Origin of the sequence: Streptosporangium sp. NPDC001681 (assembly GCF_040298085.1) — a bacterium.
Taxonomy (GTDB): domain Bacteria; phylum Actinomycetota; class Actinomycetes; order Streptosporangiales; family Streptosporangiaceae; genus Streptosporangium.
In genome coordinates this window covers 17,416-40,908 of record NZ_JBEOZN010000028.1, presented here as the reverse complement: position 1 = coordinate 40,908, position 23,493 = coordinate 17,416, and the positions used below count along the sequence as shown (strand labels likewise).

At 68.6% G+C, this 23,493-nt stretch carries 22 protein-coding genes; 15 read left to right on the top strand and 7 right to left on the bottom strand.

Annotated elements, in window-relative coordinates; translation table 11 throughout:
* The first annotated feature begins 53 nt into the window (after positions 1-53).
* A complete protein-coding gene (locus ABT130_RS15575; RefSeq protein WP_350956021.1) occupies positions 54-1,253 on the top strand; it encodes an adenosylmethionine--8-amino-7-oxononanoate transaminase in 1,200 nt (399 codons plus the stop codon).
* On the opposite strand, the gene ABT130_RS15570 is transcribed toward ABT130_RS15575, so the two are convergent.
* Positions 1,207-2,505, bottom strand: a complete 1,299-nt coding sequence (locus ABT130_RS15570) for an MFS transporter (RefSeq protein ID WP_350956019.1) — start codon at positions 2,503-2,505, stop codon at positions 1,207-1,209. The genes ABT130_RS15575 and ABT130_RS15570 overlap by 47 nt on opposite strands.
* Before the next feature lie 135 nt (positions 2,506-2,640).
* On the opposite strand from ABT130_RS15570, the gene idi reads away from it, so the two are divergent.
* Complete coding sequence (gene idi, locus ABT130_RS15565; protein WP_350913689.1) at positions 2,641-3,222, top strand: isopentenyl-diphosphate Delta-isomerase; 582 nt, start codon at positions 2,641-2,643, stop codon at positions 3,220-3,222.
* Positions 3,223-3,313: 91 nt separating this feature from the next.
* On the opposite strand, the gene ABT130_RS15560 is transcribed toward idi, so the two are convergent.
* Together ABT130_RS15560 and ABT130_RS15555 are read right to left on the bottom strand one after the other, a co-directional pair.
* Positions 3,314-4,393 carry an inositol-3-phosphate synthase gene (locus tag ABT130_RS15560; RefSeq protein WP_350956018.1) on the bottom strand — a complete coding sequence of 360 codons (1,080 nt, stop codon included), beginning with the start codon at positions 4,391-4,393 and terminating at the stop codon, positions 3,314-3,316.
* Between the two features lie 30 nt (positions 4,394-4,423).
* Complete coding sequence (locus ABT130_RS15555; RefSeq protein ID WP_350913685.1) at positions 4,424-5,092, bottom strand: PadR family transcriptional regulator; 669 nt, start codon at positions 5,090-5,092, stop codon at positions 4,424-4,426.
* Positions 5,093-5,696: 604 nt separating this feature from the next.
* Between ABT130_RS15555 and ABT130_RS15550 the strand changes: the two genes are divergently transcribed.
* Genes ABT130_RS15550 through ABT130_RS15540 form a run of 3 tightly spaced genes read left to right on the top strand, consistent with a single transcriptional unit; the run spans position 5,697 to position 10,872 of the window.
* A complete protein-coding gene (locus ABT130_RS15550; protein ID WP_350956016.1) occupies positions 5,697-8,372 on the top strand; it encodes a transglycosylase domain-containing protein in 2,676 nt (891 codons plus the stop codon).
* Positions 8,372-9,679: a glycosyltransferase family 87 protein gene (locus ABT130_RS15545; protein ID WP_350913680.1), complete on the top strand. Its 1,308-nt coding sequence runs from the start codon at positions 8,372-8,374 to the stop codon at positions 9,677-9,679. The genes ABT130_RS15550 and ABT130_RS15545 overlap by 1 nt, the downstream gene beginning before the upstream one ends.
* Before the next feature lie 59 nt (positions 9,680-9,738).
* A complete protein-coding gene (locus tag ABT130_RS15540) occupies positions 9,739-10,872 on the top strand; it encodes a mannosyltransferase family protein (RefSeq protein WP_350913678.1) in 1,134 nt (377 codons plus the stop codon).
* A gap of 95 nt (positions 10,873-10,967) precedes the next feature.
* Here ABT130_RS15540 and ABT130_RS15535 read toward each other — a convergent pair whose 3' ends face one another.
* The gene (locus ABT130_RS15535; protein WP_350913676.1) at positions 10,968-11,726 is read right to left on the bottom strand and encodes a deoxyribonuclease IV; all 759 of its coding nucleotides are present in this window, start codon (positions 11,724-11,726) and stop codon (positions 10,968-10,970) included.
* 94 nt (positions 11,727-11,820) lie between these two features.
* Between ABT130_RS15535 and ABT130_RS15530 the strand changes: the two genes are divergently transcribed.
* Positions 11,821-12,003: a hypothetical protein gene (locus ABT130_RS15530; RefSeq protein ID WP_030919717.1), complete on the top strand. Its 183-nt coding sequence runs from the start codon at positions 11,821-11,823 to the stop codon at positions 12,001-12,003.
* Positions 12,004-12,043: 40 nt separating this feature from the next.
* Here the strand turns inward: ABT130_RS15530 and ABT130_RS15525 are convergent, their stop codons facing one another.
* The gene (locus ABT130_RS15525) at positions 12,044-12,319 is read right to left on the bottom strand and encodes a hypothetical protein (protein ID WP_350913674.1); all 276 of its coding nucleotides are present in this window, start codon (positions 12,317-12,319) and stop codon (positions 12,044-12,046) included.
* Between the two features lie 257 nt (positions 12,320-12,576).
* On the opposite strand from ABT130_RS15525, the gene rpsF reads away from it, so the two are divergent.
* The 7 genes from rpsF (at position 12,577) to ABT130_RS15490 (ending at position 17,084) form a co-directional block, all read left to right on the top strand.
* Entirely contained in the window at positions 12,577-12,867 is a 291-nt protein-coding gene (gene rpsF / locus ABT130_RS15520; protein ID WP_030919721.1) for a 30S ribosomal protein S6, read from the top strand.
* Between the two features lie 77 nt (positions 12,868-12,944).
* Complete coding sequence (locus tag ABT130_RS15515) at positions 12,945-13,487, top strand: single-stranded DNA-binding protein (protein ID WP_350956014.1); 543 nt, start codon at positions 12,945-12,947, stop codon at positions 13,485-13,487.
* Positions 13,488-13,570: 83 nt separating this feature from the next.
* Positions 13,571-13,807 (top strand): 30S ribosomal protein S18, encoded by a 237-nt coding sequence (gene rpsR, locus ABT130_RS15510; RefSeq protein ID WP_012895699.1) that lies wholly within the window; start codon positions 13,571-13,573, stop codon positions 13,805-13,807.
* A gap of 14 nt (positions 13,808-13,821) precedes the next feature.
* Positions 13,822-14,268 (top strand): 50S ribosomal protein L9, encoded by a 447-nt coding sequence (gene rplI, locus ABT130_RS15505; protein WP_350913669.1) that lies wholly within the window; start codon positions 13,822-13,824, stop codon positions 14,266-14,268.
* Between the two features lie 228 nt (positions 14,269-14,496).
* Positions 14,497-15,378, top strand: a complete 882-nt coding sequence (locus ABT130_RS15500; RefSeq protein WP_350956012.1) for an ABC transporter substrate-binding protein — start codon at positions 14,497-14,499, stop codon at positions 15,376-15,378.
* Between the two features lie 61 nt (positions 15,379-15,439).
* Positions 15,440-16,306: an amino acid ABC transporter permease gene (locus tag ABT130_RS15495; RefSeq protein WP_350913665.1), complete on the top strand. Its 867-nt coding sequence runs from the start codon at positions 15,440-15,442 to the stop codon at positions 16,304-16,306.
* A 34-nt stretch (positions 16,307-16,340) separates the two neighbouring features.
* Positions 16,341-17,084 carry an amino acid ABC transporter ATP-binding protein gene (locus ABT130_RS15490; protein ID WP_350913663.1) on the top strand — a complete coding sequence of 248 codons (744 nt, stop codon included), beginning with the start codon at positions 16,341-16,343 and terminating at the stop codon, positions 17,082-17,084.
* 69 nt (positions 17,085-17,153) lie between these two features.
* Here the strand turns inward: ABT130_RS15490 and ABT130_RS15485 are convergent, their stop codons facing one another.
* Both ABT130_RS15485 and ABT130_RS15480 read right to left on the bottom strand, forming a co-directional pair.
* Positions 17,154-18,719 carry an APC family permease gene (locus tag ABT130_RS15485; protein WP_350956010.1) on the bottom strand — a complete coding sequence of 522 codons (1,566 nt, stop codon included), beginning with the start codon at positions 18,717-18,719 and terminating at the stop codon, positions 17,154-17,156.
* 172 nt (positions 18,720-18,891) lie between these two features.
* Positions 18,892-20,211, bottom strand: a complete 1,320-nt coding sequence (locus tag ABT130_RS15480) for an MATE family efflux transporter (RefSeq protein ID WP_350956008.1) — start codon at positions 20,209-20,211, stop codon at positions 18,892-18,894.
* A gap of 338 nt (positions 20,212-20,549) precedes the next feature.
* On the opposite strand from ABT130_RS15480, the gene dnaB reads away from it, so the two are divergent.
* Both dnaB and ABT130_RS15470 read left to right on the top strand, forming a co-directional pair.
* Positions 20,550-21,905, top strand: a complete 1,356-nt coding sequence (dnaB, locus tag ABT130_RS15475) for a replicative DNA helicase (RefSeq protein WP_030919742.1) — start codon at positions 20,550-20,552, stop codon at positions 21,903-21,905.
* Between the two features lie 365 nt (positions 21,906-22,270).
* On the top strand, positions 22,271-23,437 hold the full coding sequence (locus tag ABT130_RS15470; RefSeq protein ID WP_350956006.1) for a hypothetical protein: 1,167 nt from the start codon (positions 22,271-22,273) through the stop codon (positions 23,435-23,437).
* The last annotated feature ends 56 nt before the right edge of the window (positions 23,438-23,493 follow it).

The following is a 23,493-nucleotide window of genomic DNA, read 5'->3' as shown; positions in this document are numbered from 1 at the left end:
GGACCGCGGGCCCCGAGGTCTCCGGCCATGTCGCCGCACTCGATCGGGAGCACGTGTGGCACCCCTACGCGGCCGTGCCCCAGCCGGTGGCGCCGCACGTGGTCTCCCGCGCGGAGGGGGTGCGGCTGACGCTCGCCGACGGGCGCGAGCTCGTCGACGGCATGTCGTCGTGGTGGGCGGCCATCCACGGCTACAACCACCCCGAGCTCAACCGGGCGCTGCGGGACCAACTGGAGGACATGGCGCACGTCATGTTCGGCGGGCTCACCCACGAGCCCGCCGTGCGGCTGGCCCGCAGGCTCGCCGCCATGACCGGTCTGCCGAAGGTGTTCCTCGCCGACTCGGGGTCGGTCGCCGTCGAGGTGGCGATCAAAATGGCGTTCCAGCTCACCGGCAGGAGCAGGCTGCTCACGGTCAGGGGCGGCTACCACGGCGACACCTTCGGGGCGATGTCGGTCTGCGACCCGGTCAACGGCATGCACCACCTGTTCTCCGGTGTGCTGCCCGAACACGTGTTCGCCGACCGGCCACCGCGCGAGTACGACGAGGCCTACGCGGCCCGGCTGGCGGACCTTCTCGCCAGGCACGCCCATGAACTGGCCGCGATCATCGTGGAGCCGGTGGTCCAGGGGGCGGGCGGCATGCACTTCTACCACCCGGCCTACCTGCGCCTGCTCCGCGAGCTGGCCGACGAGCACGGCGTCCTGCTGATCGCCGACGAGATCGCCACCGGATTCGGCAGGACCGGAGAGCTGTTCGGCTGCGACCACGCCGGGATCAGGCCCGACATCATGTGCCTGGGCAAGGCACTGACCGGTGGTTACCTGTCGCTGGCCGCGACGTTGTGCACCGAGCGGGTGGCCCGGGGTGTCGGAGTGCTGATGCACGGGCCGACCTTCATGGGCAACCCGCTGGCCGTGGCGGTCGCGAACGCCTCGCTGGATCTCCTGGAGGAACGCCCGTGGCGCGAGGAGGTCCGCCGGATCGAGGCCGGTCTCCGCGCGGGCCTGGCGGGGGCCGCGGAGGCGCCGGGTGTGCGCCAGGTGCGGGTCCTCGGTGCGATCGGGGTGGTCGAGACCCGCGAGCCCGTCGACGTCCCCGCCGTCCAGGACGTCGTCATGCGGCACGGCGTCTGGCTCCGCCCGTTCGGCCGCCTGCTCTATACGATGCCGCCCTACTCGATCGGCGACGACGACCTGGAGACGGTCACGACGGCGATGACGGCAGCGGCTCGATCACTCGGGCAGGCGTGACGGCCCGGTATGCCACCGCGCCCGCGAGATATCCGGCGGCGATGACCACCAGCACGAGCGTCGATTTGCCGTTCGCCGGGAGCAGCGCCGCGGCAAGGGCGGCGGCCAGCACATAGCTGCCGTTGAAGAGCATGTCGTAGATGGAGAAGGCCCGGCCCAGATAGGCGTCCTCGACGTCCCGCTGGACCGCGGTGTCCGCGCAGATCTTGATGCTCTGCCCGGCGATGCCGAGCACGAGGCCCGCGGCTGCGAACCCCCACTGCTGGAACGGCGCGCAGAGTGCGAACGTCAGCACCCCGGCGGTGACCAGCATGGCCGGAACCCACCGCTCGATGCCGAAGCGCTCGGTGGCCCAGGGGGTGACCAGGATGGCCAGGAAGTAGCCGAGCCCGGAGGTGGCGACCACGACGGAGACCGCGTTCAGCGCGTCCTCGGCGTTCTCGGCGAAGTAGTAGCGCGACAGCATCACGAGCATCGCCGTGCACATGCCGTAGACGAACCGGTGGGTGGTCATCGCGCCCATCGCCGCGGCGGCGGCCCGGTGGCGTACCAGGTGCCGTGCGCCGTCGATCAGGCCGCTCAGCACGTGGCGCACCGCCTCGCGGGCCTGCGGGCGGTTGGGATCGTAGGCGGGGCCGAGCAGCCGCCGGTCCATGGTCCTGGCGATGAGCGCGCTGAGCCCGAAGATGAGGCCGGAGACGACCAGCAGCACCGCCGTCCCCCGGTGGTCGGAGCCGAAGATCGCTCGGAGCAGGTAGCCGGCGCCCACGCCCACGAAGGTGAGCACGGTTCCCGAGGTCGGGGTGACCGCGTTGGCGACCATCAGCCGGTCGGCCGGCACGACGTGCGGGAGCGAGGCTCCCAGCGCGGCCAGGAAGAACCGGTTCACCCCGAGCACGCCGAGCGCGGCGGTGTAGAAGATCGCGTCAGGGGCGTCCGCGGCGACCAGCCCCGCGGCCGCGAGCAGCAGTGTCCCGCGGACCAGCGGCGCGATGACCAGGATCTGCCGTCGTGACCAGCGGTCGATGAACACCCCGGCGAAGGGGCCCAGGATCGAGTACGGCAGCAGCAGCACGGCCAGGCCGGCGGCGATCTCCACCGCGCTCGTGCTCTTCTCCGGGCTGAAGAACGCGAATCCGGCCACGGCGAACTGGAAGATCCCGTCGGAGAACTGCGAGACGAGGCGGGTCCCGTACAGCCTCCGGAAGTCCCGACCTTCCAGGACCACACGTAGGTCGGATATGAATGACACACGCTCAGCCTATGGGGACCGACCCCGATGGGCATCGGGAACATCCCTGAATGTACGGGTGAGCATTACCGACCTTTACCTACGTATCGTCAAGTGGGGCGCGGTAAACCAACATGATCACGTACCCTCGGTCGAGTGACACCTGATGAACACGTTGTGCTCGTCGACAGTGCGGGGAACGCGATCGGCACGGCGGCCAAGGCCACGGTGCACGGTCCCGACACTCCTCTCCACCTGGCCTTCTCCAGTTACGTGTTCGACGAGCAGGGGCAGGTTCTGCTGTCCCGACGCGCACTGCACAAGATCACTTGGCCGGGGGTGTGGACCAACAGCTGTTGCGGCCACCCCCTGCCGGGCGAGCCGCTCGCCGCGGCGGTGACCCGCAGGCTCTCCCACGAGCTGGGCCTCGCGGCCGGCCGGGTCGACCTGCTTCTGCCGCGCTTCTCCTATCGCGCGGTCATGGACAGCGGCATCGTGGAGCGGGAGTTGTGCCCGGTCTACCGGGTGATCGCCGCCTCCGATGCCGTGCCCAACCCCGACGAGGTCGAGGACGTGCGCTGGATGCCGTGGAAGGAGTTCACCGACGGGGTGCTCGGCGACCGCCTGGCGATCTCCCCGTGGTGCCGCGAGCAGGTCCCCCAGCTGATCGAGCTTGGCGCGGACCCGCTCGCCTGGCGGGCCGCCGACCCCGCCGACCTCCCACCCGCCGCCCGCTGACGCGGGAGCCCGCCGGCGATCCTCATACGGCGAGAGCCCCCGACCCGTTCACCCGGGTCGGGGGCTCTCGCCGTGGGCGGGCGCCGATCGGTCAGCGCTCGACCTCGCCGCGGATGAACTTCTCCACGTACTCGCGCGCCTCGTCGTCGGAGTACTGCTCCGGCGGGGACTTCATGAAGTACGAGGAAGCCGACAGGATCGGCCCCGAGACGCCCCGGTCAAGGGCGATCTTGGCGGCGCGGACCGCGTCGATGATGATGCCGGCGGAGTTGGGGGAGTCCCAGACCTCCAGCTTGTACTCCAGGTTGAGGGGTGTGTCGCCGAAGGACCTGCCCTCCAGGCGCACGTACGCCCACTTGCGGTCGTCGAGCCACGGCACGTGGTCGGAAGGACCGATGTGCACGTCGGCCTTCCGCATCTCGTGCGGGATCTGCGAGGTGACCGACTGGGTCTTGGAGATCTTCTTGGACTGCAGGCGCTTGCGCTCCAGCATGTTCATGAAGTCCATGTTGCCGCCGAAGTTCAGCTGGTACGTGCGGAGCAGTTCGACGCCGCGGTCCTCGAACAGCTTGGCCATCACGCGGTGCGTGATCGTCGCCCCGACCTGTGACTTGATGTCGTCACCGACGATCGGGACGCCGGCGTCGACGAACTTCTGGGCCCAGGTGGGGTCGGAGGCGATGAAGACCGGCAGCGCGTTGACGAACGCGACCTTCGCGTCGAGGGCGCACTGGGCGTAGAAGCGGTCGGCCTCCTCCGAGCCCACCGGCAGGTAGGAGACGAGCACGTCGACCTTGCTGTCCTTGAGGACCTGAACGACGTCGACCGGAGTCTCGTCCGACTCCTCGACCATCTCCCGGTAGTACTCGCCCAGACCGTCGAAGGTGTGGCCGCGCTGCACCGTGACGCCCAGCGGCGGTACGTCGCAGATCTTGATCGTGTTGTTCTCCGAGGCCACGATCGCCTCGGACAGGTCGCGGCCGACCTTCTTGGCATCGACGTCGAACGCCGCGACGAACTCGACGTCGCCGACGTGGTAGTCGCCGAACTTGACGTGCATCAGGCCCGGCACCCGGGCACCGGGGTCGGCGTCCCGGTAGTAGTGCACGCCCTGTACGAGCGACGTGGCGCAGTTGCCTACACCGACAATGGCTACGCGCACCGAACCCATGGCACTCGCTCCCCTTTTGTTCTTTGGTGGTCAGTTGTCTTCCGGGGTGGCAGGCCGCCCCGTCGTGCCCGCTCCGGGCTCGGGCGCCCGGGTCGTTTCCTCCCGCGCGGATCGCTGCTCCTCGTCCGGCGGCGACGCTCGCCGTTCGGTGGCGATCAGCTCATTCAACCAGCGCACTTCGCGTTCGACCGACTCCAGACCGTGACGCTGGAGCTCAAGGGTGTAGCTGTCCAGCCGCTCACGGGTGCGGGCCAGTGCCGTGCGCACGCCGTCCAGGCGTTCCTCGAGCCGGCTGCGCCGGCCTTCGAGGATGCGCAGGCGCACCTCCGCCTCGGTGTGTCTGAAGAAGGCGAAGTGCACGCCGAAGCTCTCGTCCTCCCAGGCCGAAGGGCCGGCCTGGGTGAGCAGCTCGTGCAGGCGCTCTTTGCCCTCCGCGGTCAGCCGGTAGACGATCTTCGAACGGCGGCCGGGGAGCGCGATGGGGCTGTCGGCGTTGGCCGCGGCGGCATCGCCGTCTTCGATGATCAGTCCGTCGGTGAGCAACTGGCGGAGGCACGGATAGAGCGAGCCGTAGGAGAAGGCCCGGAACATGCCGAGCAGAGCGTTGAGCCGTTTGCGCAGCTCGTAGCCGTGGAGCGGGGTCTCGTGCAACGACCCGAGCACGGCCAGCTCCAGCACCCCGCCACGTCCGCCGGCCACCGGAAACCACCACCTCTCGTGTCGATGTATCGAGTCGATACATCCGCAGGATACGTCCATTCAACATAACCCTGCAATCAGCGACTTTCCCAAGAGGTTGGGAGCAAACAACAAAAAGCCGTAGTCTGGCGCCTATGTGGTCACAACAGGCGGCAATGGGGCACAGCCCCCGCGCGGCGTGGACCGCTTTCCAATACGGGGAATCCCGCGTCAACGTGGGAGAGGTCTGCCAAGGTTGTTGTCGAAACCAGCTGACGATCTCGTTCGTCCTCGGGAACGGAGATCCACCCGAATGGGCCGGCTACCAGTGAGCCAAGGCGGCGAGATCTCCGGTGATCAGGAGGTAGTCTCGCCCGCCAGCACGCCGTCGTAGACCCCGATGACCGAACGAGGACGCGTGAGTTACAGCCACAGCAATGACCCGGAGCCGAACGGGCGCCAGGAGGGCGCCGATGGGTCGGCTCGTCAGGGGCGGCGCCGTCGCTCAGGCCCAGGAGCCGCTCCCCGTGCAGTTCCCCCTTCACAAAACTCTCAAACCGGCGGCGCGAGCTGGGAACAGCAGCAAGGTCGGCCGCCACAGGGCGCGGGGGCCGACAACCGGACCATGATGATGCCCCAGCCCGGCGGGATGCCCGGTGGGATGCCCTACGCCGGCGGCGCGCCCCAGCACCCGGGTGCCCAGCCCCGGCGGGACGCGGGTGCCCCGGGCGGGATGCCCCCCCGCGAGCCCGAGCAGCGGGGCGGTGAACTCCGTCGCCGTGACACCGACCCGACAGGCCGCCGGGCCGAGGCCGCGTTCGAGGACACCCAGGCGATGCTCGCCGCCCAGGCGGGAGCCGGTTCGAGGTCCGGTGAGGGCGGCACGCGCAGACGCCGCGCCGGGCGTGGCGCGGGCGGTCCCGGAGGCCAGGGGGGGCCAGAGGGTCCGGGCGGCCCGGGGGGCCCCGGGGGGTACGGTCCCGGCGACGGCGACGGCGAGCCCAAGGCCAGGCGGTGGACGCGCTTCCTGCCCAACTGGAAGATCGTGATGGCCAGCTTCGTGGTCCTCAGCGCCGGCGTCTTCGGCATGATCGCGGTGGCCTACGCCAACACACCGATCCCCGAGACCGCGCAGGCCAGCGTGGACGACCAGGGCAGCGTGGTCTACTACCGCGACAAGAAGACCCCGATCGCGCGCCTCGGTGTCAAGCGCACCCCGGTCAAGATCAGCCAGATTCCCAAGCATGTCCAGGACGCGGTCATCGCCCTGGAGAACAAGAGCTTCCGCACCGACAGCGGCATCGACTTCACCGGCATGGCCCGCTCGGTGTGGAGCACGGTCAGCGGTGCCCAGCTCCAGGGCGCCTCGACCATCACCCAGCAGATGGCCCGCAACTACTACGACGGCCTCAGCCAGGAGGTCTCGGTACAGCGCAAGATCAAGGAAATCTTCGTCGCCGTCAAGATCAGCAAGACGCTGGAGAAGGACGAGATCCTTGAGCGCTACCTCAACATCATCTATTTCGGCCGCGGCGCGTACGGCATCCAGGCCGCCTCGAAGGCGTTCTTCAACAAGAACGACGTCGGCCAGCTGACCCCGCAGGAGGGCGCCTACCTGGCCGGCCGGATCCAGAACCCCGACGCCTTCGACATCCAGGAGAAGGCCGGCAACTACGCCGCGACCAAGGAGCGCTTCGGTGCCGCGCTCAGGAACATGGCGGAGATCGACCCCGCCGCGTACGGCAAGTACGCCGGAAGCTCCTTCGACGACCTGAAGTTCGCCGAGGTCAAGATCGCGGAGATCAACAAGGGTCTCAAGGGCTACATGCTCAACATCGTCCTTCGGGAGCTCAAGCAGCGGGGCATCACCGAGGAGGATTTGAAGACCAAGGGTTACAAGGTCTACACCACCTTCGACAAGGACATGATGAAGGCCGCGCAGGAGGCGGTGAAGGGTCGCACCTCCGGTCTGGAGTCGACCATCCACGCCAGTGTCGCCTCGGTGGATCCGAAGAACGGCCGGGTGCTCGCCTTCTACAGCGGCGACGACTTCGTCAAGGACTTCAACAACCGCGCCTTCGACTCCACCAAGCAGGCGGCCTCGGCGTTCAAGCCCTACGTGCTCGCGGCCTGGCTGGAGAGCGGCAGGTCGCTCGACAGCTACGTCGACGGCATGGCCACGATCAAGATGCCGGGCACCACCCCGATCAGCAACTCGGGGAACCAGGCGTACGGGGCGATCGACATGATCAAGGCCATGGCCAGCTCGGTCAACACGGTCTTCGTGCAGATGGGTGAGGTCGTCACGCTTCCCGAGGTGGCGAGGATCGCCAAGGAGGCGGGGGTCGGCGAGACCGCCAAGTACAACCCCTCCTACGGCGGCAAGAACGCGGTCGACTACGCGGTCGACGAGCAGAAGTTCCAGGTCACCATCGGCAGCGCCTCGGTCACCGCGGTCGAGCAGGCCGCCGGCTACTCGATCTTCGCCAACGAGGGCAAGCACGCCGACTGGCACGTGATCACCAAGGTGACCAAGCTCGACGGCTCCCCGGTGCTCGCGGAGCAGGCCACCGTGCGGCAGGTCATCAGTCCCGAGTCCGCGGCCGACGCGACGGTCGCGCTCCAGGCCGTGGTCAAGGGCGGCACCGGCGCCACCGCGAACATCGGCTCGCGGCCGGTGGCCGGCAAGACCGGCACGAACAACGGCTACAAGGACGCCTGGTTCGTCGGTTTCACCCCGCAGATCGTCACCGCGGTGGGCATGTCCAAGGACGTGCCCTACAACAGGGCGGGGACGCGCAAGCTCAAGGTCGACAAGTACGGCCTGCCGAGCCGCAAGATCGATGATTCGAAGATCCTCTGGAAGGAGGAGCCCATGCCCTCCTTCATCGGCGGTGGTGGCACCCCGACCCAGATCTGGCACGACTACATGGCCAAGGTGACCGCCAAGGACGAGGTCGTGCAGTTCCCGCCGAGGGCCAACACCGGCTCGCAGAGCAACCTGGCCACGCCCAAGCCGACGCCCACCGCGACGCCGACCATGGACGACAATCCGTTCCCCGACAGCGGCGACGGTGGCGGTGACTGGCCCAGCGACGGCGGCGGCGGCGAGCCGGACAACCCCGACGGCCGCGAGTGCCTGCCCTGGGACGGCTCCTGCGACGTCGGCGACGACGGCTCGGGCGACGGTCCGCCGAACGGCGAGATCACCCAGAACGGCGCCCCCGGCGCGGTCGGGGCTCCCGGGGTGCCCGGCGCGGCGATCATGCCGACACCCGCCGCGAGCGGACGACGCCCCTGATGAAGGATCTCCTGACGTCGCGGCGCCCGCTATCGGAGTTCGGCACCCGGGCCATCCCGTACGTGCCCCTGGCCCTGTTCGCGGGGCTGGGGGCCATCCTGGCCTGGTTCTGGAAGTGGCCGTGCCGCGTCGGCGGGGCGTGGAACGACGGGACCCTGCAGTTCACGAACTTCTGTTACACCGACATCTATCCCCTGTGGTGGAACGAGAAGCTCAACGAGGGCAAGATCCCTTATTTCGACTACCCGGTCGAGTACCCCGTCGGCATCGGCGGGATCATGGAGTTCTTCCGCCGGATCGTCGCCCCCATGACCGATCAGGGGACGGCGTTCTACGACCTCACAGTCATCCTCATGGCGATCTGCCTGGTCGTCGGCGTGTTGCTGATGGCCGCGCTGGCCGGTCCGGCCAGGCGCTGGGACGCGCTCTGGTACGCCCTGGCCCCCGGGCTGATCCTCACCGCGTACATCAACTGGGACCTGGCGGCCAACGCCCTCGCGCTGGGCGCGCTGCTGGCCTGGTCGAAGCGGAAGCAGTGGCTCGCCGGCATCCTGCTCGGCCTGGCGATCGCCACCAAGTTCTATCCGCTGATGTTCCTCGGCCCGCTGTTCCTGCTGACGCTGCGCACCGGCAGGTGGGTGCCGTTCCTCAAGACGCTCGGCGGCGTCGTGGGAGCCTGGCTGGTCGTCAATGTGCCGATCATGGTGTTCGCCTTCGACGGCTGGAAGCGGTTCTACGTCTTCAGCCAGGAGCGGGGGGCCGACTGGGGTTCGCTCTGGTACTTCTTCAACCAGAAGCAGTGGCCGATCCTCGGTGACGCCGAGCTCGTCGACAAGCTGGGCATCGTCTCCCTCGCCACGTTCTGCCTGGCGATCGCCGTGCTCACCGTGACGGCCAGGACCCGTCCGCGGCTGATGCAGCTCTGCTTCCTCACCCTGGCCGCGTTCATGCTGACCAACAAGGTGTGGTCGCCGCAGTACGTGCTCTGGCTGATTCCCTTCGCGGTGCTGGCCAGGCCGAACTGGAAGCCGATCGCGCTCTGGCAGCTCGCCGAGTGCTGGTACTTCTTCGCGATCTGGCTCTATCTGGTCGGTATCCAGCCGGGCAACGAGGCGTTGGGCATCGCCGGCGACACCTACTTCACCGCGGTGTGGGCCCGCGCGATCACCATTCTGATCATGATGGCGTTCGTGGTGAGGGACATCCTCGTCCCCGACAAGGACGTGATCCGCCAGGATGGGACCGACGACCAGGCGGGCGGTGTCTTCGACGGCGCACCCGACCGTTTCCGGCTCGCGCTCTCCTAGCACCGGGGAACGGCGTGAGTCTGGCGGCCGATCGGGATGATCCGCGACAATCCCAGTTTGTGATCAATCCTGTCGAGCCCCCGCGGGATACCGCGCAGGAAGGGCTGCTGCTCTGGCTGGCCTCCAGGCTGGGAATCGTCGCCCTGGTCGTCGTCGGCACCCAGGCGATGATGGAGGGGGACGCGGTCCCGCCGCCGTTCCTGGAGCGCTGGAAGCACTGGGATGCCAGCCTCCTGGCCACCATCGCCGAGCACGGTTACGGTGGCGCCCCCGGCAGCGAGCCTGACAAGGGGCTGCCCGCCTTCTTCCCCGGGATGCCCCTGGCGCTCCGCGCGGTGCACCTCGTGGTCGGCGACTGGACGGTCGCCGGGCTGCTGATCTCCTTCGTGGCCGGTGCCGTCGCGATGATGGCGCTCGCCAGGCTGGCCGAGTTCGAGGGGCCCCCGGGGACCGGCCGGCGCGCGGTGCTGGCGCTGCTGCTCTGGCCGATGGCGGTGTTCCTGTTCGCGGGTTACAGCGAGTCGCTCTTCCTGGCCTTCGCCGTTCCCGCCTGGCTCGCGGCGCGCAGGGGGCGCTGGCCGCTCGCCGCGGTCCTGGCGGCGGGTGCCTCCTGCGTGCGGATCACCGGCCTGTTCCTGGCCCTGGCGCTGATCGTGGAGTTCTTCGCCCGGCGACGGCCCGTACGGCAGCTCGTACGGCAGGCCGGCTGGCTGGTGCTCCCGTTCGTGCCGCTGGTGCTCTACTCCGCCTACCAGCACTCCCGCACCGGCGACTGGCTGGCCTGGAAGAGTGCCCAGGAGGCCGGCTGGGGTCGGCACATGGTGTGGCCCTGGGAGTCGCTGATCACGACCTGGAACTCGGCCATGGGCGAGGGCCGGTTCGCCTGGGCGTTCCGGCTTGAGATCGCGGGGGCGATCGTCGGGGTCGTGCTCGTACTGGTCCTGCTCTACCTGCGGAGGTGGAGCGAGTTCGTCTACGTGGGACTTCAGGTGGGCGCCCTGCTCTGCTCCGCCTACTACCTGTCGGTTCCGCGCTCGGCGCTGCTGTGGTGGCCGCTCTTCATCCTGATCGCGAAGGCGAGCGGCGGGCAGGCACCGTGGCGGCGGTGGATCATCGTCGTCTACGCCCTGGTGGTGGGCCCGCTGATGGCGCTCAACGCGCTGATCTTCGCCGACGGTGCCTGGGTGGGCTGAGCGCCGGGAGCAGCCCCTTACCCGTTTCCGGGGAAAAGTAATCCCACCAAGTTATCCACAGGCTGTGGACGGACTCTCCCATCCGAGGTCTCGCGCTAGAGCTTCGACCTGAGGAAGGCGATGTCGGCGGCCTGGCCGTCGAAGGGCGTCTCCACCACGATCGGCGCGTTCGCGCTCCGGCACACGCTCAGGATGAGCTCGGGGTCGATCTGACCCGCTCCGAGGCTCGCGTGCCGGTCGGCGCCGGAGTCGAAGGCGTCGCGAGAGTCGTTGCAGTGGATCAGGTCGATCCTGCCGGTGATCGCCATGACCCGCTCGACCACGTCCGCCAGGTCCTCGCCACCCGCGTGGGCGTGGCAGGTGTCGAGACAGAAGCCCACGTCGAAGCCGTCGAGCGCGTCCCAGAGCCGGGCGATGCGCTCAAGCTTGCGCGCCATCGCGTTGCCGCCGCCCGCGGTGTTCTCGATGAGCACGGGGATCCGGTGCTCCTCCAGGCGCTCGAACACCTTGCGCCAGTTGTCGAAGCCCTTCTGCGGGTCGTCTCCGGCCCCCACGTGCCCGCCGTGGACGATCAGCCCCCTGGCGCCGAGTTCGGCCGCCGCGGCGAGATGCGAGCCGAGCAGCTTGCGGCTGGGGATGCGGACCCGGTTGTTGGCGGTCGCCACATTGATCACATAGGGGGCGTGGACGTAGACCTCCACGTCCGAGTCCTTGATCTCCCGGGTCTTCTCGCCGATGACCGGGCCCTTCCAGCCCTGCGGGTCACCGAGGAAGAACTGCACGACCTCGGCGCCGCGCGCCCTGGCGTGCGCCAGCGGGTCGTCCTGGTCGACATGAGCTCCGATAAGCGGCATGTGTCCGAGCCTAGCTGTTTCAACGGCGAGGCCCTGGGCAGTCGCAGGGCGCGCCCTACCACTCACCCCCACGGACCGAACACAAGGAGTCCACGTGGCCTACTATCGCAGAGGGATCAGTCTCATCGGCCTCATCTACATCCTGGTCGGCCTCTACGTCGCCTGGGTGTACGACTACATCACTCCCGCGCTCCTGAAGGACGTCGCCGAGGCTCTGCTGGCGGTCTTCCTGTGGTTCCTCGTCCTGCTCGGCGTGGACCTGCGCCTGAATGGTTAGCCGCCCCCGCGCCGGTGTGGCCCTCGTCTGATTCGGGGCCTCACGGGAGGAAACCCCCGTGATAGATGCCGAAGGCCACACCGACGAACGAGGCCACGATGCCCACGATGTTCAGCGCGCGCTCCGGCGTCGTCGCGGAGACGTACTGCGAGTAGAGGCCCCCGCAGAACCCCAGCACCCCCGCCCACGAGGCGACGACATGCGCGGCGGGGATCAGTCCGGTGGCGAAGGCGAGCAGTCCGCAGCCGATCGTGACGACGCTCAGCACGTTCTCGATCCTGTGACGACGCCCGTCGGTGTTCAACGTGAACCGCAAGGGTCTCTTCCGGGCATGTCCATACGCACGAGGCATCTTCACCGCCTCCTCTTTCTCCTGCGACAGGACGTGCCCGGCGAGGCGACGGCCCAACCCTTGACGGACTGGTAGGCTGGCACGGCTACGTCGAATGGGTGTGTTATCGCCCACCCTCCACCCCGAGCGCCGAAATGGGCGCCCGAGGTGAAGCACGTCAGCGTCCTCCTGTCACGGCACGGTGTCGTGACCGCAAGAGTCCAGAGGAGGTTGAAGTCAGCATGCGCCGTTACGAAGTGATGGTCATTCTTGACCCCTCGCTCGATGAGCGTACGGTCGCCCCTTCCCTCGACCAGTTCCTCACGGTCGTCCGCAACGACGGCGGCACCGTGGAGAAGGTCGACGTGTGGGGTCGCCGCAGGCTGTCCTACGACATCGCGAAGAAGCCCGAGGGCATCTACGCCGTCATCGACCTGAGCGCCGAGCCCGCCACGGTCAAGGAGCTCGACCGGCAGATGAACCTCAACGAGGGAATCCTGCGCACCAAGGTTCTCCGCCCGGACGTGCACTAACTCCCGGCATTTTGTCGGGCGGCAGCCGTACTCTGAGCCGATAACCAGCGAAGGCCGCAGGAAGGGCAGCGCTAGCCATGGCAGCAGGCGACACCACGATCACCATCGTCGGCAACCTCGTCGACGACCCGGAGCTGCGCTTCACCCCCACGGGGCAAGCGGTGGCCCGGTTCCGCATCGCATCCACTCCGAGGTTCCTCGACAAGACGACCAACGAGTGGAAGGACGGCGAAGGCCTGTTCCTGACCTGCAACGTGTGGCGGCAGGCGGCGGAGAACGCCGCCGAGAGCCTCCAGCGCGGCATGCGGGTCATAGTTCAGGGACGGCTGCGCCAGAGGTCTTACGAGACCAAGGAAGGCGAGAAGCGCACGGTCTACGAGGTTGAGGTCGACGAGGTCGGCCCCTCCCTGAGAAACGCGACCGCCAAGGTCAACAAGACCGCCCGTCAGGGCGGTGGCGGTGGCTTCGGCGGTGGCCCGGCCAACGACCCGTGGGCCTCCGCGGCGCCCGCCGCACCGCAAGGTGGCGGCTTCGGCGGCGGCAACAACTACGGTGGCGGCCAGCAGCAGGGTGGCGGCGGCTTCGGCGGCGGCGACTTCAGCGACGAACCGCCTTTCTAGGGACGGCGGTCCTCCCGCAATCCCAGTCCATATCCGCAGCGACCATTCCCGCCTGACGGCGGGGCTCTGAAAGGAGCACCACGATGGCCAAGCCGGCACTGCGCAAGCCCAAGAAGAAGGTTTGCCTGTTCTGCCACGACAAGATCTCCTACGTCGACTACAAGGACACGGCGCTGCTTCGGAAGTTCATCTCCGACCGCGGCAAGATCCGTGCCCGCCGGGTGACTGGCAACTGCACCCAGCACCAGCGTGACGTGGCGACCGCTATCAAGAACGCTCGTGAGATGGCGCTCCTGCCGTACATGAGCACCGCGCGCTAAGGAGGTCCGGACAGATGAAGCTCATTCTCACCAGTGAGGTCACCGGCCTCGGCGCCCCCGGCGACATCGTCGAGGTCAAGGACGGCTACGGCCGCAACTACCTGCTTCCCCGCGGCTTCGCGATCCTCTGGACGCGCGGCGGCGAGAAGCAGATCTCCTCGATCAAGAAGGCTCGCGACGCCCGCGAGATCCGCGACCTTGGCACCGCCAAGGAGGTCGCCGGCCAGCTGCAGGCCCTGAAGGTGGTCCTGAAGACGAAGGCCGGCGAGTCCGGTCGCCTCTTCGGCTCCATCACCACGGGTGACGTCGCCGAGGCCGTCAAGGCCGCCGGTGGCCCCGTGCTCGACCGCCGTCGCATCGAGATCGCCTCCGCGATCAAGAGCCTCGGCTCCCACCGGGTCAGCGTCAAGCTGCACCCGGAGGTCTCCGCGTCCCTCGATGTCGAGGTCGTCGCGGCCTGAGAGGCCCAGTGAGACAAGGGCTCCTCCCCGTTCGCGGGGAGGAGCCCTTGTTCTTTCGCAACCGGCGGTGTCGGTTCTCCACGGCCTGACCGCCCGCCGGGACATCGGCGGGGCGTGCGGAAAGCTCTTCGTCCGCGAGAAGAGGCTCACATGCCGAGACCGTGTTACTCCAGGTCATCGCTGATACATACAATTCGGGAATCGTTGCTTCCCCCTGGAGGTCTTGTCATGGTCCGTCCCTCGATGCTGCTCGCGTTCGGTGCCCTCGCGGCGACCGCGGTGGCCTGTGCGCCGGCCTCGGAAACGACGACCCAGACGAGCTCCGCGGCCCCGAGCGCCTCCGGAGCCGCCTCCAGCGCCTGTGCCAAGGAGAGCCTCGCGCTGAAGACCCCCGGCAAGCTCACCATCGGCACCGACAAGCCCGCCTACGAGCCGTGGTTCAACGACGACGACCCGGCCAACGGCAAGGGCTTCGAGAGCGCCGTCGCCTACGCCGTCGCGGGCCAGATGGGCTTCGCCGAAGGCGACGTCACCTGGGCCACCGTGAAGTTCGACTCCGCGTTCGCGCCGGGTGCCAAGCAGTTCGACTTTGACGTCAACCAGGTATCGGTGACCCCCGACCGGGCCAAGGTCGTCGACTTCAGCAAGGGCTACTACACGGTCAAGCAGGCGGTGGTCGCGCTGGACGGCTCGAAGGTCGCCGCCGCCACGGACCTGGCGGCCCTGAAGGACGCCAAGATCGGCGTGCAGGTCGGTACCACCTCGCTGCAGGCGGTCAAGGACGTCATCCAGCCCTCGGCCGAGCTCAACGTCTACAACGAGCAGATCGACGCCGTCAACGCGCTGAAGAACAAGCAGGTCGACGCGGTGGTGGTGGACCTGCCCACCGCGTTCTACGTGACCGCCGCCCAGGTCGAGAACTCCAAGATCGTTGGCCAGTTCGGCGCCGCCTCCGGCGTTCCCGAGGTCTTCGGCGCGGTGTTCGAGAAGGGCAGCCCGCTGGTGAGCTGCGTCAACGAGGCGATCGACAAGCTGACCGCCTCCGGCGAGCTGGCGAAGATCGAAACCGAGTGGCTCGGTTCCGCCGCGGGTGCGCCGGAGCTGAAGTGATCCCGGAGCTCATACCATCGCCGTGGGCGCGGAGCGCGTACGGTCCGCGCCGCGGCGCTCGATGAGGAGCGACGAGAGCCTGCGGCTCTCCGACGACTGGACGAAGAGCGAGCGGCAGCTTGAGCGGGAGCGGCTCCGCAGGAGGTCGTCTCTCCGCTCGGGCTCCGTCGCGACGGTCTCGACGATCATCGTGATCGTCCTGCTGTTCTGGCTCTTCACCGCCTCCCCCGGCTGGCCCCGGGTGCGGGACACGTTCTTCGATCCCGAGCAGTTCGTCAAGGCGCTGCCGGACGTGCTGAGCGGGTTCCTGCTCAACATCAAGATCTTCCTGATCGCCGAGCCGCTGATCCTTCTCGTGGGTCTGCTGGTCGCGCTGGCCCGCAACCTCACGGCGCCGGTCTTCTTCCCGCTGCGCGCCCTGGCGGTGATCTACACCGACGTCTTCCGCGGCGTGCCCACGATCCTCATCATCTATCTCGTCGGCTTCGGGCTGCCCGCGCTCGGCCTGCAGGGCACTCCGACGGACCTCGCGACACTGGGCATCATCGCACTCACGCTCTCGTACGGAGCGTACGTGGCGGAGGTCTTCCGGGCGGGTATCGAGTCGGTGCATCCCAGCCAGCGGGCCGCCGCCCGGTCCCTCGGCCTGAGCCACGGCCAGACCATGCGCCACGTGGTGGTGCCGCAGGCCGTGCGCCGGGTGGTGCCGCCGCTGCTCAACGACTTCGTCTCGCTGCAGAAGGACACCGCGCTCGTCGCCACGATCGGCCCGCTGGAGGCGCTGAGGCAGGCGCAGATCCACGTGGCCGGCAACTTCAACTACACCCCCTACCTGGTGGCGGCGCTGCTGTTCATCCTGCTCACCATTCCGATGGCCCGCTTCACCGACTATCTGGCGATCCGCTCGCAGAGGCGGCGGAGCCAGTGAGCGGGCAGCGGGAAACCGGCGGAAAGGAGGGGACATGAGCCTGCTGAGCATCGAGGGCCTGTGGAAGAACTACCGGGGCCACAGCGTGCTGCGCGGTATCGACCTGGAGGTCGACCCGCACGAGGTGGTCTGCCTGATCGGTGCCTCGGGATCGGGCAAGTCCACGCTGCTGCGCTGCGTGAACCTGCTGGAGACCGCCGACGACGGCACGATCCGCCTGGACGGCGAGGAGATCACCGACGCCCGCGCCGATCTCAACGACGTGCGCAAGCGCATGGGCATCGTGTTCCAGGCCTTCAACCTGTTCCCGCACATGACCGTGCTGGACAACATCACGCTGGCCCCGCGGAAGGCGCACGGCGTGGGCAGAAGGCAGGCCGAGCAACAGGCCCGTGACCTGCTGGACAGGTTCGGCCTGGCGGACAGGGCGGGCGCCTACCCGGATCAGCTCTCCGGCGGCCAGCAGCAGCGCGTCGCCATCATCAGGGCCCTGGCCACCCAGCCCCGCCTGATGCTGCTGGACGAGGTCACCTCGGCGCTGGACCCGGCGCTGGTCAAGGAGGTGCTCGGGATCATCCGGGAGCTCAAGGAGGGTGGCATGACCATGGTCCTGACCACGCATGAGATGGGTTTCTGCCGCGAGATCGCCGACACCGTCTGTTTCCTCGACGGTGGCGTGCTCCTGGAGCGCGGCACCCCCGAGCAGATCTTCACCGCTCCCCGCGAGGCCCGTACCAGGGAGTTCGTGCAGAGCGTGAGCGACGCCCGGCGCCTTTGACGTCCTCCGGTTCGGGGAGGCCGGATTTTCGAAGGACGGGGCCCCGCGCTCCAGACGCTCGCGGAGACCTCAGCGCCGGTGCCTGCCGCGGGACCCGGTGCCGGGGCCGCCGGGACCTTCCGGAGGGCCGGGAGGCCCCGGAGGCCCTGGCGGCCCCGCGGAGGGGGCGGGAGCCTCGGGGACGGACTGCGCCATCCTGGCGAGCACGCTGTTGCGCCTGCCGTACACCAGGTAGACCAGCACGCCGAAGGCCATCCAGATGATGAAGTACAGCCAGGTGATGAGCTGGAGGTTCACCATGAGCCACAGGCAGGCGGCGATCGAGGCGATCGGCACGCCGGGAGAGAGCGGGGTGCGAAAGCCTCTGGGCAGGTCCGGCATCGTCTGCCGCATCCTGATCACTCCGCCGGCCACGGAGATGAACACGAACAGGGTACCGATCACGACCAGCGGTTCGAGCGTGAACACGTCCACGAACTCGGCCAGCAGGATCGCCAGGAATCCGATGACCAGCGTGGCCCTCGTCGGGCTGTGGTATCTACGGTTGATCTTGGAGAGTGAGCGGGGGATCAACCCGTCGCGCGCCATGGAGAACAGCACGCGGGTCAGGCCGACGAGCAGCACCAGGACGACCGTGGTGAGGCCGAGCACCGCCCCGATGTTGATGACGTGCACCATGAAGCCCTCGCCGGCGTCGCGGAAGGCGTTGGCGAGTGGCGCGGCGGTGTCGATCTTGTCGTACGGGGTCATCCCGACCATCACCAGCGCGACCGCGATGTAGATGACCGTGGTGATCACCAGCGCGCGGATGATGCCCTGCGGGATCGAGCGCGGGGCGTCCTCGGCCTCCTCGGCGGCGGTGGCCACGACGTCGAAGCCGATGTACGCGAAGGTGATGACCGCCGAGGCCGCGAAGATGCCGAACCAGCCGAAGGCGCCCGTCTGGCCGAAGACGATGCCGAGCAGCGGGGAGTGCAGGGCCTCCTCGGCCTTCTCCGCGGGCACCGCCGGCACCGGGATGGCCGCCAGGTTGCGCCGGTCGAAGTGGAGGGCGCCGACCACGATGACCGCGCCGACGGCCAGCAGCTTGGCGATCACGATGATCCACAGGGCGCGCAGTCCGACGCGGGCGCCCAGGGCCACCACGGCCGTCAGGATCACCAGGATGAACAGCGTGAAAAGATCGAAGCCCGTGTGCCGGCCGACCATCCCCGCGACCACGTCGGGAAGGCGTACCCCGAAGTCGGTGAGCATCTGTGCGGCGTAGAGCGACCACGCGCGGGCCACCGTCGCCGCGGCCAGCAGGAGTTCCATGACCAGAGCCCAGCCCACCACCCAGGCCCAGACCTCGCCGAAGATGACGTAGCTGAAGGTGTAGGCGCTGCCAGAGGCAGGCATGGCGGAGGACAGTTCGGCGACGCAGAAGGCCACCAGCAGGCTGGTGATTCCCGCGATCATGAAGGAGAGGATCACGCCAGGCCCGGCCATGGTCGCCGCCTGGCGGCCGGCGAGGCTGAAGATGCCCGCACCGATCATGACGCCGATACCGAGGACGACGAGGTCGGCTCTGCGATAGGCCATGGGCAGGCCGTGGCGCGCACCGGTCCACCGGTCTGTGGCATGGCTCGGAGGCATGCGGCGCACGATCGACGGGGGAGGACCTTCGGGCACGACCTGGCCAATCGTGGTGGGCTAAATACCCTTATTGTCGGACTTGTTTCACAGTGCCGCAGGGGGGTCACCTGGGACAAGTGCTATCCGGTCACGTCGTGGACACCACAGTGTCACGCCCGGATTACCCGCCCGCTCAGCCGCCGACCACCAGCCACGCCGGGCCGTACGCGCGCGTCGAAAGGGTGATCAGCCGGGCGGTCATCCACAGCCCGAACGCCAGCCAGAGCGTCACCAGGCCACCGCCCCAGAAGTCCACCAGTAACGCGGCGGGCAGGTAGGCGATCGTCGTCCACACCCCCGCCCAGGCGAGGTAGCGCTGGTCCCCGGCACCGATCAACACACCGTCCAGCACGAACACCACCCCGGCGATCGGCTGCAGGGCGGCCACCACCCAGAGCAGGTCGAGCAGCTCCGCGGCGACGACCGGGCTCGCGTCGAACAGACCGGGGATGAACGGCCTGGCCACCAGCACGGCGAGGCCGAGCAGCACGCCGGAGCCGACTCCCCAGATCACCATCCTCCAGGTCGCCGCGCGAGTTCCCGCCACGTCGCCGGCACCCAGGGCGCGACCGGTGATCGCCTGTCCGGCGATCGCGATCGCGTCCAGGGCGAACGCCATCAGGATCCAGATCCTGATGGCGACGGTGTACGCCTCGATCTGGTCCGTTCCCATCCGGGTGGCCACCGTGGCGGAGACGGCCAGCACCGTCTGCAGGCACGCCGTACGGATGATCAGGGCGATCCCGGCCGAGCCCGCCGCCCGCACGCCCGCCGGGTCCGGGCGGAACGGCGCACGGTAACGGACGAAGATCAGGACGAGGTAGACGGCGGCGGCGAGCGCCTGGGCCAGCACCGTGCCCCAGGCCGAGCCGGCGATCCCCCAGCCCAGTCCCAGGACGAACACGACGTTGAGCACCGCGTTCAACGCGAAGGAGCCCACCGACACCAGCAGCGGAGTCGAGGCGTCCTGCATGCCGCGTAGCACGCCCGTGCCCGCGAGTACCACCAGCATGGCGGGAACGCCGAGCAGGCTGATCCGCAGGTAGGTGACCGCCTGCCGGGCGAGCTCTCCCTCGGCGCCGATCAGGTGGATCAGCCAGGGGGCCAGGGGCCAGACGACCACGATGATCGCCAATCCCACCCCGGCGGCCAGCCAGAGGCCGTCCACCGCCTGCCGCAGTGCCCGCCCGGTCTCGCCCGCCCCGATCTGCCTGGCCACCGCCGCTGTCGTGCCGTAGGCCAGGAACACGCACATCCCCACCAGGAAGCTCAGCACCGTGCTCGCCACCCCCAGGGCGCCGAGCGCGGGGGCGGGCAGGCGGCTGACGATGACGGTGTCCGTCAGCAGGAAGAGCGGCTCGGCCACCAGGGCGCCGAACGAGGGCAGTGCCAGCCGCAGGATCTGCCTGTCATGGTCGCGACCGGAGCGGCCGGATCGAGGCGTAAGAGTCACAGGTCCATTGTGTCTCTTACCTCTCGGTGGATCTTCGGCAGGATCAACCGGTCGGCTCATGACATCTAAGGCGACTCCCGGCGTGTCGCCCCAACTTTCTTTTCTCCACAGGCGGTGGATTACGTTTCCGCTGGTCAAAAAGGTATCCACAGCTGTGGACAACAGTTATCCACAGGACTGTCCCCAGGCTGCCCACACCTCTGGGGAAGAAGTGCACAGCTTATCCACACCTCTGTCGACAGCCCGCGTTGCCAGTCGGGGCGCCGAGCCGCGAAACTGTCACACCGGTCGGCTAAAAATAGAGATAGCGTAACTGTGTTCGAAAGAGGGGGTGTTCGGTGAGCATCGCAGAGCCACCGGTCTTCGAGCCAGGTTTCGAGCGCACCCCGCCGAACAACATCGAGGCCGAGCAGTCCGTCCTGGGTGGCATGCTGCTCTCCAAGGACGCCATCGCCGACGTGGTCGAGATCCTGCGATCCGATGACTTCTACCGGCCCGCCCACCAGATCATCTACGACATCATCACCGACCTCTACGGCCGGGGTGACCCCGCCGACGCCGTCACCATCTTCGATGAGCTGCAGAAGCGAGGCGAGGTCGCCCGGGTCGGCGGCGGGGCCTACCTGCACACGCTGACCGCCGTCGTGCCGACCGCGGCCAACGCCGGTTACTACGCGAGGATCGTCCGGGAGCAGGCCATCCTCCGCCGCCTGATCGAGGCGGGCACCCGCATCGTCTCCTACGGCTACGGTGGCCAGGACGAGGAGGTCGACGACCTCGTCGACCGCGCCCAGGCGGAGATCTACAAGGTCACCGAGCGCCGCACCTCCGAGGACTACATCCCCCTGGCCGACATCATGCCGGGCGCCCTCGACGAGCTGGAGGCCATCGGGGGCCGGGGTGGCCAGATGGTCGGTGTCCCCACCGGATTCCAGGACCTCGACTCGCTCACCAACGGCCTGCACCCCGGCCAGATGATCGTCGTGGCCGCCCGTCCGGCCATCGGTAAGTCGACTCTGGGGCTAGATTTCGCCAGATCTGCCGCTATCAAGCACGGCATGACGACTGTGGTGTTCTCGTTGGAAATGTCCCGTAACGAGATCACGATGCGCCTGCTGTCGGCCGAGGCACGGGTGGCACTGCACGCCATGCGCTCGGGCACGATGACCGACGACGACTGGGCCAAGCTGGCCCGGCGGATGGGCGAGGTAGCCGAGGCGCCGCTGTTCATCGACGACTCGCCCAACATGTCGATGATGGAGATCAGGGCCAAGTGCCGCCGTCTCAAGCAACGCAACGACCTGCGGTTCGTCATCATCGACTACCTGCAGCTGATGTCCTCGCCGAAGAAGACCGAGAGCCGCCAGAACGAGGTCTCGGAGATCTCCCGGGCCATCAAGCTGCTCGCCAAGGAGCTGGAGGTCCCGGTGATCGCGATCTCCCAGCTCAACCGTGGCCCCGAGCAGCGAACCGACAAAAGGCCCATGGTCAGCGACCTGCGCGAATCCGGAAGCATCGAGCAAGATGCCGACATGGTCATCCTGCTCCACCGGGAGGACGCCTACGAGCGAGAGTCGCCCAGGGCCGGTGAGGCCGACCTGATCGTGGCCAAGCACCGTAATGGCCCCACCGCCACGGTCACCGTGGCCTTTCAGGGCCACTACAGCCGCTTCGTCGACATGGCCCCCCACTAGGCGGACCTGCAGGATCTCACCGCTCTTGGCCGGTTCTCATTGGCCAAGGCCACTGTCCGGCCAGTTGGCCAGCATGCTGAGACGGTATCTCGTCTCAGGAAAGCAGACACCGTCCGCTCCCGGCCCAGCCACTCCGAGCTCGCGAGCCCGCTATGGGGATGGCCGACTGTCACATCGGCCTGGTCGGATTCCTGCATGACGGACTGGCCGCAACTCGGTCATACCGGCGCGGGTGGCGTGCGCTCGCGGGGCTGCGGATCCCCCGTGCGGGGGACCGGGTTCCCATCGCGGGGGGAGTCGTCCGGGCACGGCCAGGACGAGCATGGGAGTGCGAGATTCCACGCACTTCTCACCAAGAGGGCACCTTGTCATCCTCCCCCTTCACCCCGGCCGGCGGGCCCGTCGGGGACCCGGCGACGCCGACGCGGCACCAGGCCGCCACCGCACCCGCCCCCACTGCCGAGACATCGGCCATCGCCGGATCACCGGGCACCGGTTCGGGATGGATCGGCTACGCCGCGGCGATCTGGGCCGCCGTCTACGGTGTCGTCGCGCTCGTCTGGACCATCACCGGCAGCGGATTCCCGTTCGGGCGCAACGACCCGCAAGGCCGGGCGGGGCCACTGCGGGACCTGCCGCCCGAGGTCGGCGCGCCCCTCTTCGCGGTGGTCCTGCTCGCCACCGCGGTCGCCTGCCTCGCCATGGCCGGTCCGCACGCGGTGCGGCCGTCGCGGGCGGGCCGGGCCCTTCTGCTCGGCTTCGGCTGGACCGTCGCCGCCGCCCTGCTGGTCCTCGTACCGACCGTGAACGTCCTGGCCCTCACCGGGTACGCGCCCATGCTCATTCTCGGCGCCCCCTTCGGCTGGCCGCGGGGGATCGACTACGGGACCGTGTTCACCTGGTCGCTGGGCAACCAGGTGTGGTGCATGCTGGGTGGATTCCTCGCCGCCTGCACCGTGCTCTCCTGGCAGCGCCGCAGCCGGGGCGCTTGCGCCCGCTGTGGGCGCGGCCGCGACTTCTCGGGCGCCGACCGCTTGCGGATCGCCGCGTGGGGCCGCCGGGCCGCCATCGTCGCCGTCGTCATCCCCCTGCTCTACTCCGTGAGCCGCTACGCCTGGCTGGCGGGCGTACCGCTCGGCATCAGCGACGAGATGCTGCGCGACCTGTGGGACAGTGGCGCTGTGTGGGCCGGCGCCGGTCTCGGGACGTTCGCGGTCGCCGGCGCGATCCTCACCCTCGGGCTCATCCAGCGCTGGGGCGAGGTCTTCCCTCGTTGGATGATCGGCCTGGCCGGCCGCCGCGTCCCGATCAGGCTCGCGGTGATCCCGGCGGCGTACGTGGTCCCCATCGTGATCTCCGGGGGCCTCGGGATGATCTTCTCCCCCGAGAGCGGGCATCTCACGGGCTACAGCCCGGTCCTGGCCGCCACGCACGCGCTGTGGCCGCTATGGGGTGTCGCGCTCGCGGTCGCCACCTACGGGTACCGGGTGCGGCGGCGCGGCGCCTGCGGCACCTGCGGAAGGCAGGGCTGAGCGGGCCATGCCGACCATGCGGTCCATCCCCACCTGACGCCGGGCCGGTCGCCACC

What these genes read in the sequence shown, in the direction of transcription:
- ABT130_RS15560 (WP_350956018.1), bottom strand. Translation starts at nt 4,393, where the DNA reads ATGGGTTCGGTGCGCGTAGCCATTGTCGGTGTAGGCAACTGCGCCACG.
- ABT130_RS15550 (WP_350956016.1), top strand. Translation starts at nt 5,697, where the DNA reads ATGATGATGCCCCAGCCCGGCGGGATGCCCGGTGGGATGCCCTACGCC.
- ABT130_RS15545 (WP_350913680.1), top strand. Translation starts at nt 8,372, where the DNA reads ATGAAGGATCTCCTGACGTCGCGGCGCCCGCTATCGGAGTTCGGCACC.
- ABT130_RS15535 (WP_350913676.1), bottom strand. Translation starts at nt 11,726, where the DNA reads ATGCCGCTTATCGGAGCTCATGTCGACCAGGACGACCCGCTGGCGCAC.
- rpsF (WP_030919721.1), top strand. Translation starts at nt 12,577, where the DNA reads ATGCGCCGTTACGAAGTGATGGTCATTCTTGACCCCTCGCTCGATGAG.
- ABT130_RS15515 (WP_350956014.1), top strand. Translation starts at nt 12,945, where the DNA reads ATGGCAGCAGGCGACACCACGATCACCATCGTCGGCAACCTCGTCGAC.
- rpsR (WP_012895699.1), top strand. Translation starts at nt 13,571, where the DNA reads ATGGCCAAGCCGGCACTGCGCAAGCCCAAGAAGAAGGTTTGCCTGTTC.
- rplI (WP_350913669.1), top strand. Translation starts at nt 13,822, where the DNA reads ATGAAGCTCATTCTCACCAGTGAGGTCACCGGCCTCGGCGCCCCCGGC.
- ABT130_RS15500 (WP_350956012.1), top strand. Translation starts at nt 14,497, where the DNA reads ATGGTCCGTCCCTCGATGCTGCTCGCGTTCGGTGCCCTCGCGGCGACC.
- ABT130_RS15495 (WP_350913665.1), top strand. Translation starts at nt 15,440, where the DNA reads ATGAGGAGCGACGAGAGCCTGCGGCTCTCCGACGACTGGACGAAGAGC.
- ABT130_RS15490 (WP_350913663.1), top strand. Translation starts at nt 16,341, where the DNA reads ATGAGCCTGCTGAGCATCGAGGGCCTGTGGAAGAACTACCGGGGCCAC.
- ABT130_RS15485 (WP_350956010.1), bottom strand. Translation starts at nt 18,719, where the DNA reads ATGCCTCCGAGCCATGCCACAGACCGGTGGACCGGTGCGCGCCACGGC.